Source organism: Boseongicola sp. (genome assembly GCA_014075275.1).
Classification (GTDB): domain Bacteria; phylum Pseudomonadota; class Alphaproteobacteria; order Rhodobacterales; family Rhodobacteraceae.
Genome location: CP046179.1, coordinates 1,090,423 through 1,107,170, shown reverse-complemented (window position 1 = coordinate 1,107,170; position 16,748 = coordinate 1,090,423). Strand labels below are relative to the sequence as shown.

General features: G+C 55.8%; 15 protein-coding genes and 1 tRNA gene. 7 read left to right on the top strand and 9 right to left on the bottom strand.

The window, feature by feature from the left end; translation table 11 throughout:
- Positions 1–8: 8 nt before the first annotated feature.
- The 5 genes from GKR98_05525 (at position 9) to GKR98_05505 (ending at position 7,223) form a co-directional block, all read left to right on the top strand.
- Positions 9–980 (top strand): nitroreductase, encoded by a 972-nt coding sequence (locus GKR98_05525; protein ID QMU57707.1) that lies wholly within the window; start codon positions 9–11, stop codon positions 978–980.
- Positions 981–1,061: 81 nt separating this feature from the next.
- Entirely contained in the window at positions 1,062–3,653 is a 2,592-nt protein-coding gene (locus GKR98_05520) for a hypothetical protein (GenBank protein QMU57706.1), read from the top strand.
- Positions 3,654–3,758: 105 nt separating this feature from the next.
- Positions 3,759–5,318, top strand: a complete 1,560-nt coding sequence (locus GKR98_05515; protein ID QMU57705.1) for a hydantoinase/oxoprolinase family protein — start codon at positions 3,759–3,761, stop codon at positions 5,316–5,318.
- The gene (locus tag GKR98_05510; GenBank protein ID QMU57704.1) at positions 5,315–6,424 is read left to right on the top strand and encodes a DUF917 family protein; all 1,110 of its coding nucleotides are present in this window, start codon (positions 5,315–5,317) and stop codon (positions 6,422–6,424) included. Before GKR98_05515 ends, GKR98_05510 begins: the two co-directional genes overlap by 4 nt.
- 46 nt (positions 6,425–6,470) lie before the next feature.
- Entirely contained in the window at positions 6,471–7,223 is a 753-nt protein-coding gene (locus tag GKR98_05505; GenBank protein ID QMU57703.1) for a hydrogenase expression protein HupH, read from the top strand.
- A gap of 239 nt (positions 7,224–7,462) precedes the next feature.
- Here the strand turns inward: GKR98_05505 and GKR98_05500 are convergent, their stop codons facing one another.
- From GKR98_05500 to GKR98_05475, 6 genes are all read right to left on the bottom strand, one after another.
- Positions 7,463–8,689, bottom strand: coding sequence for a pyridine nucleotide-disulfide oxidoreductase (locus GKR98_05500; GenBank protein QMU57702.1), 1,227 nt, complete (start codon positions 8,687–8,689; stop codon positions 7,463–7,465).
- 57 nt (positions 8,690–8,746) lie between these two features.
- The gene (locus GKR98_05495) at positions 8,747–9,313 is read right to left on the bottom strand and encodes an OsmC family peroxiredoxin (GenBank protein ID QMU57701.1); all 567 of its coding nucleotides are present in this window, start codon (positions 9,311–9,313) and stop codon (positions 8,747–8,749) included.
- Between the two features lie 116 nt (positions 9,314–9,429).
- Positions 9,430–10,062: a sulfotransferase family protein gene (locus GKR98_05490; protein QMU57700.1), complete on the bottom strand. Its 633-nt coding sequence runs from the start codon at positions 10,060–10,062 to the stop codon at positions 9,430–9,432.
- 216 nt (positions 10,063–10,278) lie between these two features.
- Positions 10,279–11,889 (bottom strand): hypothetical protein, encoded by a 1,611-nt coding sequence (locus GKR98_05485; protein QMU57699.1) that lies wholly within the window; start codon positions 11,887–11,889, stop codon positions 10,279–10,281.
- 246 nt (positions 11,890–12,135) lie between these two features.
- Positions 12,136–12,211, bottom strand: a tRNA-Ala gene (locus GKR98_05480).
- Positions 12,212–12,285: 74 nt separating this feature from the next.
- A complete protein-coding gene (locus GKR98_05475) occupies positions 12,286–12,612 on the bottom strand; it encodes a TIGR02300 family protein (GenBank protein QMU57698.1) in 327 nt (108 codons plus the stop codon).
- Positions 12,613–12,782: 170 nt separating this feature from the next.
- On the opposite strand from GKR98_05475, the gene GKR98_05470 reads away from it, so the two are divergent.
- Both GKR98_05470 and GKR98_05465 read left to right on the top strand, forming a co-directional pair.
- Positions 12,783–13,445: a DUF45 domain-containing protein gene (locus tag GKR98_05470; protein QMU59980.1), complete on the top strand. Its 663-nt coding sequence runs from the start codon at positions 12,783–12,785 to the stop codon at positions 13,443–13,445.
- A 32-nt stretch (positions 13,446–13,477) separates the two neighbouring features.
- A complete protein-coding gene (locus tag GKR98_05465) occupies positions 13,478–14,137 on the top strand; it encodes an FCD domain-containing protein (GenBank protein QMU57697.1) in 660 nt (219 codons plus the stop codon).
- A 22-nt stretch (positions 14,138–14,159) separates the two neighbouring features.
- Here GKR98_05465 and GKR98_05460 read toward each other — a convergent pair whose 3' ends face one another.
- The 3 genes from GKR98_05460 to GKR98_05450 form a co-directional block, all read right to left on the bottom strand.
- Positions 14,160–14,597, bottom strand: coding sequence for a YaiI/YqxD family protein (locus GKR98_05460; protein ID QMU57696.1), 438 nt, complete (start codon positions 14,595–14,597; stop codon positions 14,160–14,162).
- Positions 14,588–15,415 carry an S-formylglutathione hydrolase gene (gene fghA, locus GKR98_05455; GenBank protein ID QMU57695.1) on the bottom strand — a complete coding sequence of 276 codons (828 nt, stop codon included), beginning with the start codon at positions 15,413–15,415 and terminating at the stop codon, positions 14,588–14,590. The genes GKR98_05460 and fghA overlap by 10 nt, the downstream gene beginning before the upstream one ends.
- A gap of 310 nt (positions 15,416–15,725) precedes the next feature.
- A complete protein-coding gene (locus tag GKR98_05450) occupies positions 15,726–16,655 on the bottom strand; it encodes a LysR family transcriptional regulator (protein ID QMU57694.1) in 930 nt (309 codons plus the stop codon).
- Between the last annotated feature and the right edge of the window lie 93 nt (positions 16,656–16,748).

The following is a 16,748-nucleotide window of genomic DNA, read 5'->3' as shown; positions in this document are numbered from 1 at the left end:
GTGCCTTGATGCTGGATACGCTGAGGATAAACGCGCGTCTGGCTATGGCGTTCATATACGACTTTGCCAGATACCGGCGCTTCAGTTTTGTGGCCCACCAGACTTCGCGCGGGAACCGTCGTGCGATAATCCGGATTTTCACACATTATCTTGAAGGGGGAATGGCATTCCCGAATGTGCGTCTTGGCTACGGGCAAGACAAAGCGGCGTCCGTGATGACGAAGCTTCGATCATACCATGCTGATTTCGGTGTCGATGAGACTGTTTTGTGGGCACTCGCTACACTGAAGTCCTACTTCGCCTATCACGCCGAGCGGGACTTCGATTTGTCGGGATTGGCCCGTGACTTTGATGCCCTGAGCGAAAATTTTGCAGCGGTCGGGCAAGAAATTCGGGGCGGCACGGAAGAAGTGACAGCCGCAAAAATCCGTGCTGCGGGCATGATCGATTTTGAGCAGTTCATGCAGCACCGTCACAGCGTTCGGCAATACGCGCCCGGACCGGTTGATGACGAGATCATCGCGCGCGTTGTGCGCAATACCCAGCAATGCCCGTCTGTGTGCAACCGTCAGACCTGCAAGGTCTATGCGATCAACAATCTCGAAAGCGTCCAAGCAGCGTTGGCGTTTCAAGCTGGAAACGCTGGGTTTCGCCAGGATATTCAGACCGTTTTTGTTGTGACGTCGAACGTGAGTGAGATGAACCTGATCGGCGAGCGCTATCAGGGTTGGATAGATGGCGGCATTTTTGCGATGACGCTGGCTTTGGCGATACATGCCGAAGGGCTTGGGGCCTGTTTCCTGAATTGGAGTGTCGAGCCTGCTCAAGACCGCGCGATGCGTAACCATCTTGGAATTGCCGACGACGAACTGGTGATCACGATGATGTCCGCCGGCCATCTCAAGGAAGCGTTTTCGGTCCCTGTTTCGCATCGAAAACCGCTGGAAGACGTCTTGACACTGAATCCCTCCAATTCTTGACAAGCCCCTCAGTCTCTCGTCAACTTCCAATGGGCGGATGCTGCACCGCGCTACGGGGAACGCCTTTCGGGGGTCTGGGACTTGAAACCAAAGATTCTGAATCGCAATCGCTTGACGGAACGGTTTCTGTCACGCATGGACCGCCAGTTGACGTTGGTGGAGGCACCTGCCGGCTATGGCAAAACCACGTTGTTGAGATCTTGGTACCGACACCTGAAGGACATGGGTGCGGTAACAAGCTGGATTTCTGTCGATCCGTCAGTAGAAGACTTCACAGATGCCCTGGAAGCAGCCCTGGCCACGCGGGCCCGTCAAGGCTCACACTACCCGCTTGGCAATGCGGGACCGGACAACTTGTCACCCTGGGGTGCATTTCTCTTTATCGATGACTTTCAGGACACGAGTTCGTTCGCCTCCGATTGGATCGGGAGCCTTCTGCAGCGGCGCGAAGAGAACTTGCACATTGTCATAGGGACGCGACTTTCCCCGGCCATTGCGCTGGCAAAACTTCGCCTCGAGGATGCTGTGACGGACTTTGGCATGGATGACCTCAAATTCCACCGTCAGGAGGCAGAAGCGCTATTCGGTGAGGGCTTTCCGCTTGAGAAAGTACATCAATATTATGACGTTGCAGAAGGCTGGCCCGCCGCACTTCAGTTGATGGTCATGTCATCAGCCAGGGGCCATGCGCTTGATTTTGGCAAGAACAGCGCCTCGGCGCTGGATTTGGGCAGCTATCTCAATGAGCAATTCCTGAACAGTTTGAGCGACGCCCAAAACCGGTTCCTCGTGGAAACGGCCCATCTCAATCCGATCAACGGCGATTTGGCTGATTACGTGCGAAACTCAACCGACAGTTGGGACACGCTGGCGTCGATCAGCCAAGCGCATTCACTGGTTTACCAACAGACTGAGATGGATTTCGGATGGTACAGGTATCACCAGCTTCTGCAGGATTATCTGTTGCGTCGCCAACAGTCGCTGGGCGAAGAGGTGCGCAACGACCTACGGGTCAGAGCGGCGCATTGGCTCAACGATCATGGCCGCTTTTACAGTGCGTCCAAGCTTGCGATGGAAGCAAACGAAACCGAACTTGCCGAGCGCATCATCCTGGAGGCGGGAGGGATCGAAATTGGCATTCTCCATGGGGCGCAGCGGCTTGAGCCCTTGATTGATCTGCTGCCGCTCAATTGGGTGAATAGCTCGCCACGGCTGAGCCTCGCGCGCGCTTACCTGCTGTTGAAGTCTGGCAGAACCGGGGAAGCCCAACTGCTAATTCAGGATGCACGCGACAACTCAAATAGCGATGACCGAGAGTTGCAACGTGAAATCGTGCTGCTTGAAGTTCATTTGCGGCTTTATGAAGACCGCAACATCACTCGGGCGCAGGTGTCGTCACTAGAATATACTGCGCAGAACACGCCCCTGAAGGACCAGCTTCGTCGTGGGGTTCTGCATAACTTCCTGTGCCTGTTTTATATTCAACTGGGCGACTTGGAGAAGGCGCGCGCGGCCGGCGAAACGGCAATGGCGCTTTATTCGGATCTCGGCTGCCACCATCTGATCTTCTTCATGAACGTCAATCTCAGTGTCGTCGATATGGATCTTGGCGATTGTGCGAAGGCCTATAAGCGCCGCAAGATCGCCTGTCAGCTTCAGGCCGAACACTTTGGTCACGACGCTAACCTAAGTGCGATTGCGACTATCATGCTCGCCGAGTCGGCCCTCGAAGCCAATGAAGCGGTCGCGCTCGAAGCTCCGCTTATCAAAGCGCTCAACGATGCCGACAGTCGCGAGGGTTGGAGCGAGGTGTTCCTTGCAGGCTACGAGACCTGCTTGAGCATGAAGCTTCAGACCGAAGGTTTTCGTGACGCAATGAGCTTGGTGTCGCAAGGCGAGGCCATGGCGTCACGTCGCAGCCTGCAGCGCTTTAGCCGCTTGCTAAAGATCCTAGAGCTTGACGTGGCTGTTCGGTCCGGACGTGAAGCCGAGGCGCGACGCCTTTCTGGCAGTGTGAAGCTATTGTTGCGAGAGACGGGGGACGCCAAAGGGTTTCGGTGGCGCAGTAGGCTTCTTGCGCGTCTAGGACTTACACAATTCGAAAGCCGGTTTGGTGACCCTGAAACGGCATTTGACCTTTCCCTCGCACTGACGTTGGATTGCAGGAGATGGGGTCTGCGACGGTACGAATTGCGCGCACTGGTGTTAAATATGATTGCCTCTGTCGCGCGCAGCGACACCAGTGGCGCAGCAACTATCCTCCGCGACGCGCTGGCGCTCGGGCTACGCCACAACATGCAGGGCGCCTTTATCCGTGAAGGCGATCGTTTCGGCCAAGCCGCACGCACCATAGTACGCGAACGCGGCGTCGCGGGCTTCAGCCAGGACGTTTTGTCCTTTTTGTCCACACTCCTTTCCAGGGTAAAGGACACAGACGACCCCGAGAATATCTTGAGCGAGATTCTGACCAAGAAGGAATTCGCGGTTCTCTCCAGCCTCAGCGAAGGCAACGCGAACAAGGTCATTGCGCGTGCACTGGACCTGAGCGAACCGACGGTGAAGTTTCATTTGCAGAACGTCTACCGTAAGCTTGGCGTGAACTCCCGAAAGCTGGCCATCGAGCTTGCGTCGCACTACGGCCTTGGATCAGCGGAGGAGGCTCCGCAGCCTTAGCCACGTGACCTATCCATCTCGCTAGTCATCCTAGCCGTTCTGATGCTTGTTCCGGCGTATCGGCCAATCGAGACTTGCTGCAATAGGATAGAACAGAGGCAAGTGATGCATATTGGCGTTGACGTGGGCGGCACCAACACGGATGCGGTATTGCTGGATGGAAGTCGGGTCGTAGCCTCGGTCAAGTCGCCCACCACGCATGACGTGGGATCGGGCATCGTTGCTGCGATCAGCAGCATTCTGAAAAGTTCCGGCTGCGCCGTGACGGAAGTAAGCAGTGTCATGATCGGCACGACCCAGTTCACCAATGCCTTCGTCGAGGGCAAGAAGTTGGTACCCGTCGCTGTGATCCGAGCCGGCCTGCCGGCGACCCGCGGCGTCATGCCTATGACTGAATTCCCACCTCATCTGATTAACCAGATCGGACGGCAATCATACCTCGTTGAGGGGGGCTACGATTTCGATGGATCCGAGATCAACAGGCTCGACGAAAGGGCTGTTGCTAAAGCCGCTCGCGATATCAAGAAGCGTGGCATTGCGTCTGTTGTCGTTTCGGGCGTCTTCACCCCGATCAACGATGCGATGGAAACACGCATGGCAGAAATCCTGTATGAGGAGATCCCGGGAGTCGAGGTTACCCTGTCGAGTGAAATCGGTCGTATCGGGCTTATCGAACGCGAAAACGCAGCGATCATGAACGCGTCGCTTACAGACCTTTCGACGGCGGTGATCGAAGCGTTCCGTTCGGCACTGAACAAACTCGATATCCACTGTCCTTTCTTCGTAAGTCAGAACGACGGCACGCTTATGACCTCGGAATTCGCCGAGAAGTATCCGGTTCTCACCTTCGCTTCAGGCCCCACGAATTCGATGCGCGGTGCGGCGTTTCTGTCGGGCGTCGAGAACGGCATCGTGGCGGACATCGGCGGCACAACAACAGATGTTGGCGTGCTTATCGGTGGCTTCCCGCGCGAGTCTGCCATTTCAGTGGACGTGGGGTCGGTCCGGACGAACTTTCGGATGCCCGATGTCCTTGCCGTGGGCCTTGGGGGTGGCAGTATCGTGCGGCAGACAGACACCGGTGTGACGGTTGGCCCGGATTCCGTTGCCCTTGATCTTCTGAGCGAGGCGCGGGTGTTCGGCGGATCGACGCTGACGACCACTGATATCGCTGTGGCTGCGGGCTACGCCAACATCGGAACGCGGTCCGGAGTCTCCGACCTTGACCCTTCCGAAGTGGAAGCCGCCGTCGATGCCATTCACCGCCTTCTGGAAACAACGGTTGATCGGGTCAAATCCAGCCGCGGAGACGTGCCGGTCATTCTGGTCGGCGGCGGAAGCGTTCTCATTGATCGCGGCATAAAAGGGGCGAGCGAAGTCATCCGACCGGAGTTGTCCGGGGTCGCGAATGCGATCGGTGCTGGTCTTGCGCAAGTCGGTGGCGAGATCGACAGAATATACTCCTACAATGACTTAGGGCGCGAGGAATCCATCGCGCAGGCTAAGGAGGACGCCATCAATCGCGCGGTCAGCGCGGGGGCATCTGCTGCAAGCACCAGTATTGTCAGTGTAGAAGAAATGCCGCTCGCCTACCTTCCTGCGGGGGCGGTGCGGCTGAAGGTGAAAGCGATCGGCGATCTCGACAAGATGGAAGCCCTGCAATGACCCGGATCACGATGGAAAACCTTTATGATTTCATTCGCGGCACGGCGATCCTTGGAACTGGCGGCGGCGGCGACCCATACGTCGGCCGGCTGATGCTGGAACAGGAACTGGTCAAATGCGGTGGCATTGATCTGATCGACCCTGACGATGTTCCCGATGACATGTTCGCGATCAGTGTCGCTTGCATGGGCGCGCCGACAGTTTTCGTAGAGAAACTGCCGAACGCTCAGTCGACCATCACGGCGATGCGAAAGATCGAAAAAGAGCTGGGCCGGAAATTCAATGCCATCATCCCGCTTGAGGCTGGCGGCATCAACGCCACGCTTCCGCTTGTCGTTGCGGCGCAAATGGGACTGCCGGTGATCGACGGCGACGGAATGGGACGGGCTTTCCCGGAATTCCAGATGACGACCTTCAACATCTACGGTGTCAACTGTTCGCCTTTCGTGATGGCCGACGACTTTGAAAACACCATTGTACTAGAGACCGACAATGCCCTGCGCACCGAGGTCTATGGCCGCGCGGTCTGTGTGAAAATGGGTGGGATCGCACAGGTCGCGAGTTACGCGATGACCGGTGAAGAAGTGCGTCGAACCTGCGTGCCGCGCACAGTGTCGCTTGCCGTCGATATCGGGCGGACCGTCCGCGAATTGCGGGTGGCTGGCAAGGAAGACATCTGCGAGGGCCTGGCGAATTACTTCGCGACATCCGATCCACCTCGGTTCGCGCGCGTGCTTTTTGATGGCAAGGTTCAAGACGTGATCCGTGGCACCGATGAAGGCTGGACTGTTGGCAGTGTCACCATGTCGTCGGGCGACAGTGACGACGAATTGTTCGTGTCCTTCCGGAACGAATACTCGCTGGCCAAGCTCAACGGGAAAACCGTGGCCATCGTTCCTGACCTTCTTTTCATACTCGACCGCGAAACCGGCGAGGCGATCACGGCTGAGACCCTGCGATACGGCCAGCGTGTCAAGGTGATCGGAGTTGCTGCGACTGAAGAGATGCGTTCTGAGCAAGCCATTGAGGTGATTGGACCCAAGGCGTCGAAGATTCCCGATCCTTTCGTCAGGCTGGAAGACTTGGCATGGAACGGGGAGCAGTGATCGCCATTGCGCCCCGCCCGTGCCTGGCTTCGGCATTGGAAACGCCATGACGCACATTCGCATCATAACCCCGATCATCACCAAGGGCTTTAGGGACGCAGATGCGATTGACGCACTTGCACCGGATGGCGTGGTGCTCTCGCAGGTGACCCTTGAGCGCGGGCCGGCATCTGTCGAGTCGGCCGTTGATGAAGTCCTCGCTGGTCCCGGCGTCGTGGACGCCGCGTGTAGGGCCCAGGCCGATGGGGTCGATGCCGTCGTCATCGATTGTATGCTCGACCCGGCGCTGGAAGCCGCACGGGAAGCGGTGTCGTTTCCGGTAATTGGCTGCGGGGAAGCAGGTATTACAACAGCAGCAGAGTTTGGCCGCTTCTCGGTTGTGACGGTCCTGCAACGTCAGGAACACGCGTTTCAGCGTCTTGCTGCGGGCCTTGGCCTGTCGTCCAAGCTGGCCTCGGTTATTGGCATTGGCGTGAGCGTCTTGGCTTTGGAAAATTCGCGCGAGGACGCAATCGCGGCAACTGTAGAAGCCGCGCGCCTCGCACGTGACCGGGACGGGGCCGGTTCAATCGTGTTTGGGTGTACTGGCATGCTTGGCTATGCGCCCGATACGGCCGATGCGCTGGATTGGCCGGCAAATCGCGTCATAGACCCTCTGGAAAATGCCATCGCCGCCGCAGTCCAAACTGTAAGGTCCGGCCAGAAACCTGACAAAGAGCGGTTTCCCTTTCCCGAAAGAAAGCCCGTGTCTGGATTTGACGCCTGGACAGACTTGGATGAGATCATGCGCCCGATCTGAGCGCGATCGCCGGCGTTGTCAGATGGTAACGTCGATTGTTGCTCTGCGCTGTAAACGCAATCGGACAAGAGCTTCCGTTCAATTTCGGACGGTGAAAGCCCGGTTTGTCCCGGTTGTGTGAATTCGAACGTCTAAAGATTTTGCACTCGCAGCGAATGTCTACTATGGCGAGCCGCGGTGCAGCAAAATTCGCCTTCGACGGACGGCGGCTTTGGGCCGTTGATGTCTGACCATTGCATCTAGGCTGCTTTAAAAAGTCCATGTTGCATGTGGTTGGCCAATTCCGCAGCATCGCTGCTTGCACCGTGTAACAAGGTCGAACGCCGATAGCGCATATATGGCAGACCCATCACATAGAGGCCTTGGGCCACGACCCCTCCGTCGTGTAGAAGCTGTCCTTTGCGGTCAAAGTAGGGCGCACGAAGCCAACTGAAATTTGGCGTGAACCCTGTTGCCCAGAGAATCGAGGCATAGCCCTCTTGTGCGAGGTCGATGCTAAGCCTTGGGTCATCTGGCAGAAGTGTCGGCGCCGGCGGCAGCGGTGTGCCGTGGATTCCATCGTGCGTGTGTGCGCTCTCGTAGGCATCAATCGACGCAAGCAAGCGAGCCATCTTTAAGTCAGCAGATGCGCAGATATTGGCGAGGCTGCCCGAAAATTGCACGCGTCCATCTTCCAGGCCTACGCAGCGTCCGACAAGTTCAACCCCAAGCTCTTGAAGTTTGTTCAGATCCAAACTTTCGTTTGCGGTCAACGATGGCGATGGCAGACGCCTTAACCGATCGATGTCAGGCGCGTCCGAATAGAGAGTGTTTGTAACGCCGATCCGCGCCATCCACTCAAGGATATCACTGCCGCGATAGCTCCTCGGCATTCGGGTGTGATTGCCAACCGCCAACGTCACCTGCCGACCAGAACATTGTAACTCCTTTGCCAGTTGCAGTCCTGAGGCCGAGGCGCCGACAACTAGGGTCTTACCATGGGGTAAATCAGATGGGCGCTTGTAATGAAGCGGGTTCGTTTGGACGATGTCTTTTGGGAAAGCATGCGAAAATGCCGGAATCTTGGGGTGCACGTTGGCGCCCGTGGCCATAACCACGATTTTTGCCTCGATTGTGCCCTGGTCAGTTTGAACGATATACCCTGACGAGAGTGGTTTGACCGAAAGCACAGTCGTCCCCAATTGGACTGGAAAGGCCGTCTTTTTGAGGCAGGCGTCGAAACGATCGATCAATTCAGAAACGCTCATGAACCCGTCGTTGTCCGGCCCGTCATACGGTACGCCGGGAAGGTTGTTCATCCGATTTGGTGTTAACAGTCGGAGGCTGTCCCAACGCTCGTGACGCCAGGAGTTGGCGACTTCGCCACGCTCGAGGATGATGTGGTCGATGCCTCTGTTCATCAGCTCAAAGCTCATCGCGAGGCCTGATTGCCCTGCTCCGATTATGACGGCGGTTGTGCGTTTCATGGCGGATGTTTCCTTTTTTGGGGCGGCGCCGTTTTTGGGCACCGCCACCGTTTTGGTTCACGCAATCGACGTGCGAACGTTGCTGGGGTTGGTGATGACATCGTAGATCGCTGAGCGCTTTTGCGACTGTGAGACGATGCCCGCGATTTCCTCGGGCGTCGCATCGGCGTCGATGTGGAACTTTACCCGAATTGCGTTGAAGCCGTTGCGCACGTCCGGGTCGATCCCCAGAACACCGGACATGTCCATGTCGCCCTCAACTTCGACCTGCACCGAATTCAGTTGAACGCCGCGATGCTGAGCAATGGAGGCAACGCCGCCAGTCAGGCAGCTGGCCAGGGCCGCAAGGACAATCTCGAGAGGCGTTGCGGCATTGTCCGAGGCTGCAAACAGCGCCGGGTGATCGCTTTCGACGGCGAAAACCTCGTCGCGCGTTTGATCTTCTCCAAGGCCGAAAAATCCGTTGATGGTCGAGCGGCTATGCGCCCCATCAAGCCATTCACAATTCGCGCGCCAGGTGAACTGTGCGGCGGGTGGGGCTTGGGTCAGCGCTTCGCGTGCACCCAAAAGGGCTTCGACGTTGACACCATTGTTGACGGGTTTGGTCAGAGTTGTATGTTCCATGTTGTTTCTCCAGTTGGTGCGGCCTCAAATGGCCAAGTTGTTTGCCTGACTTGTCATCAAGCTCGAGCGATGGATCGCCAGGCGGGAGTGCCTGGCGAGATTCGGGATTGAGATGCTTAGGCCAAGACGGCCTCTCGCTGCGCCTGGGCGCGGTCGATATTGTCGACGAATTCGTCGGCCCGGTTGCCCCAGGGATAAGGGACATCGGGAACGTCGATTCCAAGGAACGCACATAGCGGATCCCACCCTGCGCCGACCTCCAACTCTAAGAGTTGATCGGACGGAATTGCGGCCTTGACCGCAGCATTGTGTCGCAGGAATGTCTCGATCACATTGTCGCGGTCGTCGATATCGCCGCCGAAGGTGCGAGAAATGAACATCTGGTTAGCCAGTGAGTTCGGATCGACCGCCGTCTCGCGAAGCAAAGGCAGAATTGTTTTCGCCATGCTATCATACCAACGCTCAGGTTCCCGTGTTGTCAGAATGAACTTTGCGTCGCCGTAATGCTCAGCCAGTTCGCGCCAGAAAAAAGCGCCGGGCCAATCGACGCTCGCGTGATAGCCCGCGAAAGTCTTGTCCCAATCAGGCGTCTTGCCTTGAACCAGCGAAACCCATTCATCTACGCGGTTTTGATGCGGTAGCACTTCGAACATGTGATAGCATGGGCCGCAGCCTAAAATTTCGAGCGCCTTTTTCAGTGACTCGGTTCCGGTGCGCCCGAAACCCAATCCTAATACTGACAATGTCATTTCCAATTTCCTTACATCGTTTTTCGATGCGTGGACTTTGCCGCAGTCAGATCTGAGCCGCTTGTGCTGGCCTTGAGGTTTTCATGTTTTTTTCTGATTTTTAGCTTATAAATTTGTTATCTAAGAATTTTTTATAGTTCTTGGTGCTTGATTAAGACACGAGTCAGGTTCGTAGGTGCAATTCATGAGCTGGATGCGCCGAAATACGAAAGATTCTTATTCCACCAAGCCGGCCTTCGCCAACAGATCGCACAATTCATCGCGATGCGCATCTTGCGCGTAGGGAACCGTCCGGCGAACGAACCCTACGCTGAAGTCAGGGCTAGCTCTGTTGAGCTCAGAAACTGTTTGAACAGCTTGGTCATGACGCCCAAGCTTTTCGTACCCTACAGCAAGCAGCGCTAACACATGCGCAAGTGTCGGCAACTCAACAGCAGCCCGTTGCGCATCAGCGAGGGATTCTTCGTAACGTCCTTCGACGAAATGCGCGCGTGACCGGTGCTCGAGATACATGGCTGGATAAAGCGGATTAAATTGCATCGCGCAGTCCAGTTCTTTAATGGCCTCATCGCCGCGCCCCATGTAGGGCAGCATAGCCCCCAAATGCGCGTAAAAATGAGCGTTTGATGGATTGAGGCTAATCGAACGCCTGATCACATCGTCGGCGCGATCGAAATCGGGCTTCTCATTGTTCCACCAATACGACAGGCCCAGGATATTGTACCCCCACGGTTCATTGGCATCGGCTTCAACGGCCGCTTGAGAAGAGGACAGCGCTCGCTCAAACGCTTCATCTATGTTTAAGTGCCACCCGTTTGTGGCTTGGACATGACACGCCCACGCCAAAGTGGCATGCGCACGGGCCAGATGCGGGTCCAACTGAACCGCTTTCTCTGCCTCCTGTCGGGCCAGCACCATGCCTATTTTCGAGAAGCGCCACATATGCTGCTGAGCCTTCAGGGCATGGTCATAGGCAGACGTCGATCGCTCTCCATTGCCAAGCACGCGTCGATAATGGCGCTGCTGGACCTTGCCGGCGAGAATGTTGACAATAACGGTGGCGGCCTCTTCTTGTACATCAAGAACATCTTCAACCCGCCTGTCGAACTTCTCAGCCCAAAGCGTTTCTGCAGACGATACGTCAACAAGCTGCGCAGAAATCCGCACCCTATTTGCCGATCGTCGCACGCTGCCTTCGACCAAATACGCCACGCCAAGCTCCATCGCAAAATCCAAAGCAGTGCCTGCGCGCTCATGAAAGGCAAAGGCGGACTGTCGGGCAATGACTTTAAGTTCCGAGTAACGCGACAGGTCGGTAATCACGTCTTCAGCGATGCCGTCAGAGAAATAGGATTGCTCCGGGTCGCCAGAGAGGTTTTTGAACGGAAGAACGACAATCGACGGTCGTTGACCTCCTTCATCTGTTGCCTTGGGTGCGGCAAAGCCCTGGCCTTTGCGTTTCTCTTCAACCGCCCGATCACCAAGGGGCGCATCGGGAACGAACAAAAATCCCTTCCGCGGAATAGTCTTGATTATGTCTTGGCGCGCACCGTCATCTCCTAGCGCCTTGCGAGCGGATTTTATCTTGGTCGATATCGCCGCGTCAGACACGATGCGCCCGCCCCAAATCGCGTCGATTATCTCGTCGCGATTAAGCACCCGCCCTGGATGCTGCGCAAAATAGGTGATTAAGTCGAAGACTTGCGGCTCAATTTCAATGCGCTCTCCGTTATCCCGCAGTTCCATGCGGCGGAGGTCAATTTCGAAAGAACCAAAAGCGATAATATTGGCATTTTGCTTTTGCATTGTCGCTTCATGTTCTCGCATTCGCCTCTGTTACGCAACACGCGCAACTGCTTCGCTAGCAGCGAATGGCCGCAATGCGGGCTGCGATCGCAGCATTTGAACACAATGTTCAAGGTCGGCAATGGGCCGTTCTTTCGGTGAAGTTCAAATTTCACAGATGACCCGATGGTGACCCGAGACTGCATGTAGAATGGTGACCGTATGGGAAAGAGGTAGCGAAGTACCGTCTAACCCATTCTAAGATATACTAAACATCGTTTGAAGTAATGGTGGAGCCAAGGGGAGTCGAACCCCTGACCTCTTGCATGCCATGCAAGCGCTCTCCCAACTGAGCTATGGCCCCATCTTCGCGGGCAGTCGTTGCCTGCCCGCGTGAATTACTGATTTCGCAGTTTCACTGCAAGTCAAAAATCGAAATCAGCTATCGTCGTCGCTGCTTGCAACGTCGGCAATTTCGTCCAGCGAAACATCGTCGTTGTCGTCGTCATCATCGAGAACGTCATCGCCCAGATCGACATCTGAGTCATCGTCGTCTTCCAGAACGACGTCCTCTTCGACGGCGTCCTCTTTCTTTTTGGTTTCGGCATCGGGCTTGTCGGCAACCATTGTGCGGGTTGCCTTGCCTGTGTCGATGTTCACCACTTCGCCAGTATAAGGACTGACGATCGGGTTGGCGTTCAGATCGTAAAAGCGTCGGCCGGTTGTTGGGCAAAGGCGTTTTGTGCCCCATTCTTCCTTCGGCATGGGTTTCCCTTTTTCGCAGGATTTCCGTGGAATGCCGCGCCAACTGCCATATGTGCGCGGGACTGTCAAAGGCTTTTGGGTTGTCGGTGGGATAGGTTGCTGTAACGTCGCGATCAAGAGCAGGAAAATGGTTAGGGTTGCCAAGCAGGATGTCAAATGCAGTAGCCGATATGGCTGGGCTTGAGGGGGTGGTTGTTAAACGCTCGGCACGAGCCCGGCGAATGACGCTGCGCGTGTCCCGTTTGGACGGAAAGGTGACCCTGACACTTCCACGGCAGATCCGCGACCGTGTGGCCGTGGATTTCCTGAAAGAAAAGGCCGCTTGGGTGGCCGAGGCCCAGCAGTCGGTCGCACCGACAGAGCAAGTTGGAATAGGCAGCGAATTGATGGTTGAGGGTCGTCGGGTTCAGGTGAAAGCCGGACTGAGACGGGTGGCGATGTTGTGCGACGGTATTGTTGAGGCTCCGCCCGCAAAGACTGCTGCGGCGCTGAAAACCTGCCTAGAGGCGGAGGCTCGGAAACGTTGCGAAGAACATGTGGAGCATTACGCAGCGAAAATAGGCCGGTCTGCCAACCGAATCACGATGCGCGATCCGAGGTCGCGTTGGGGGTCGTGTTCGAGTGAGGGTAATCTGATGTTTTCCTGGCGTCTGATTTTGGCACCACCAGAGGTGTTGGATTATGTCGTTGCCCATGAAGTTGCGCATCTGGACCAGATGAACCACTCGGCAACATTTTGGAATCTCGTCGCGGAGTTGGCTCCGGAGTATCGCCGATGGAAGGCGTGGCTCGGAACAGACGGCCCAGATCTACACCGATACCGGTTCGATTGACTTTGTATGAAATTCTGTGATCACACTCGGCCATGCTAAGCCGTCCAAATGATCCGCTTCCTGCCGCGCATGACCGCGTCTATCGACAGCTTCGTAGTCGCGTGATGTTGGGGGAGATTGACCCGGGAACTGCGCTGACATTGCGCGGCATCGGCAAAGAGTTTGGAGTATCAATGACTCCCGCCCGGGAAGCGATAAGACGCTTGGTTGCGGAAGGTGCGTTGTCGTTATCTTCGTCGGGGCGTGTATCGACGCCGGAACTGTCCAATGATCGGATCGAAGAATTGGCGTCTTTAAGGGCTTTGATTGAACCGGAACTGGCTTCGCGTGCGTTGCCGAGGGCGCATATGGCGCTGATTGACAGGTTGACGACGATCAATCAGGCAATTTCGGAAGCAGTGGTCAAAGGAGACGCCGTTTCTTACATGCGGCGAAATCTGGAGTTTCATCGAACGATGTATTTACGGGCGCAGGCGCCGGCGATGTTGGCGACGGCTGAAACGGTATGGCTTCAAATGGGGCCAACAATGCGCAAATTATACGGCCGATTGCAGCGTACGGACGTTTCGGCACATCACCGATTGATCCTGGCAGCGCTAAGCGCCGGTGACGAGCCGCGATTGCGCGTGGCGGTTCGCAATGATGTGGTGCAGGGATTACGCATGCTGACAGCCGAGAACGCTCAATACTGATCGGGTCTGTCGCGGAGGGTGATCAGCGCAAAGCCCGATCCAGCGCATCCAGAAATCGGGAGCGGTCGCTTTTCGTGAAGCCCTTGCCACTGCCGGAGCGGAATGGGTCAGCTGCACGCAAGTCTGTCATCAGATCGCGCGTGGCCAAGACATTGCCGATGTTTGCTTCTGTCAGAGCTTCGCCGTTGGGACGTAAAACGCGGGCCGAGGCTTCGACGCATTTTGCCGCCAATGGGATATCGTTCGTCACAACGACGTCTCCTGCGCCCACCTGATCCGCAATCCATTTGTCAGCCTCGTCTGGCCCGGCGGAAACGAACACGCTTTCAATCAGTGGGTTTGGGCTGGGTCGGATGCCGCCGTTTGACACCATGAACACCTTAACATTGCGCCGTGTCGCCACGGTTTCGATCTCGGATTTGACCGGACAGGCGTCAGCGTCAACGTAGATCACGCCCAAAGAGCCTCGGAGTGAAAATCGACGTGATCGGACATGAATGTCGATACAAAGAAATAGCTGTGGTCATAGCCTTTCTGAGGTCGCACGTTAGAGGCGACCCGTCGACGAGCCAGGGTTTCTGTAAGAGCTTCGGTTTTGAGTAAATCACCAAACTGATCGTCGGTGCCGGTATCGATCAAAAGCGGAATGTTCAGCCCCGACTGATCAATAAGGCAAGTGGCGTCATGAGCTTTGCCGGCTTCAACACTACCGAAATAGGCCTGGAACTGTTTCTTGCCCCAATCGCTTTCGGTTGGATTGCAAATTGGCGAGAAAGCGGACACCGAGCGGAAGCGGCCAGGGGACTTTGCCGCCAGGGTTAGGGCACCGTGACCACCCATCGAGTGGCCGGTGATGCTTTGGCGGGTGTCATCCAGAGCGAAGTTCTGGAAAATCAGTTCTGTGAGATCGTCTAGGATGTAGCTTTGCATCTTGAAATGCCGTGACCAGGGGCTTTCGGTGGCATCCAGATAAAACCCTGCACCCTTTCCAAGGTCGTAAGCATCATCATCTGCAACATCTTCGCCACGCGGCGAGGTGTCTGGGAAGACGACAGCCAGGCCCTGCTCGGCGGCCCAGGCCTGCGCTCCGGCCTTGGTCATGGCGTTTTTGTGTGTGCAAGTCAGACCCGAGAGAAACCACAAAACCGGAACCGGGCCGCTATTGGCGTCTTCCGGCAAGAACAGACCGAATGTCATGTCTGTGCCAGTGGCCTTGGAAGCGTGAGAGTAGACGCCTTGAGTGCCGCCAAAGCACTTGTTTTCAGCCTTCGTTTCCATAAGATTTTCGCACCTCTAGCATCGGTTAAATTCCAGTGTTCTGGTCGTCATCATTTAAATGGCGCGCGATATCAATCCTGAATTCGATTGAGCTTGATTAGATTGGATCATCTCTTACATCGTTTCTGGACCGGATCGAAGATAACGCCCTGTGATACATCGAAAAAAAAGGCCGGACTAATAAGTCCGGCCAGTTCAACAGGGAGGTAGAATGCAGCAGCATCGCCGCCGCGTTCAAGTTTTGATTTATGCCTGGTTGTGCATCCATTCAAGAATAAACGGCTAAAATAAGGGCAAAGCGGCTATGCGCTCACTGCATGGCTGTGCCTTGCGCGCGGGCCAAAGCCTCGGCTTTCATCCGCTTTCTGTGCGCGATTATTTCCTCGGTGACGAAGTCGCGGAAAGCTGCAATGCGCTGTGATTGGCGAAGCTCTTCCGGGTAGGCGAGGAAAACCGGAATTTCGCGAGATTCGACCTCTGGAAGTACGCGCTGAATTTCAGGGAAGTCCTCGATGACGTAATCTGGCAGAACGCCAATACCTAAGTCAGAACGAACGGCCTGAAGAACGCCGAAGTAGTTGTTCACTGTCAGCATGGAAGGAATGTTGTGGGTCAAAAGTTCTTTCACGAGATTTGAACCAGCACTGACCTGGGTTGTTTGGATATCCTGCGCAATGAGGCGATGATGTTTCAGGTCTTCCAGTTTCTCAGGGGTTCCGTGCTTTGCAAGGTAATAGGGCGCCGCATAAAGGCGCATATGCACCGTCATTAGTTTTCTGCGGATGAGGTCCGCCTGACTGGGTTCTTTCATTCGGATAGCGACATCGGCTTCGCGCATGGGAAGGTCGAGCACGCGTTCTTCGAGCATCAGGTCGATCTTCAGATCGGGATACTTGTCGTAAAGGTGTTGAAGTCTGGGGGCCAGCCAGAGAGAGCCGAAGCCGGTTGTCGTGGTTACGCGCAATTCCCCAAAAACTTCATCTTCGCTGTCGCGGATGCGTGCTTCGGCAGCGTCGAGACGTTTGTTCATGGCTGACGTAGCATCAAACAGCAACTCACCTTGTTCGGTGAGGATCAAACCGCGCGCGTGGCGATGAAAAAGCGTGGTATTAAGGCTTTCTTCCAGTGCGCGTATTTGACGTGAAACTGCGGATTGGCTGAGGTGAAGTGTATCACCGGCATGGGTCAGACTGCCCGCATCTGCAACCGCGTGAAATATTCTTAGTTTGTCCCAGTCCATAAAATCTCTTGTCCGTCAATGTTTGCGCTGACACTTAAGCATGCCTTACCCTTTGGGGTGACCGTAATGCAAATACACAGATGATGGATAATT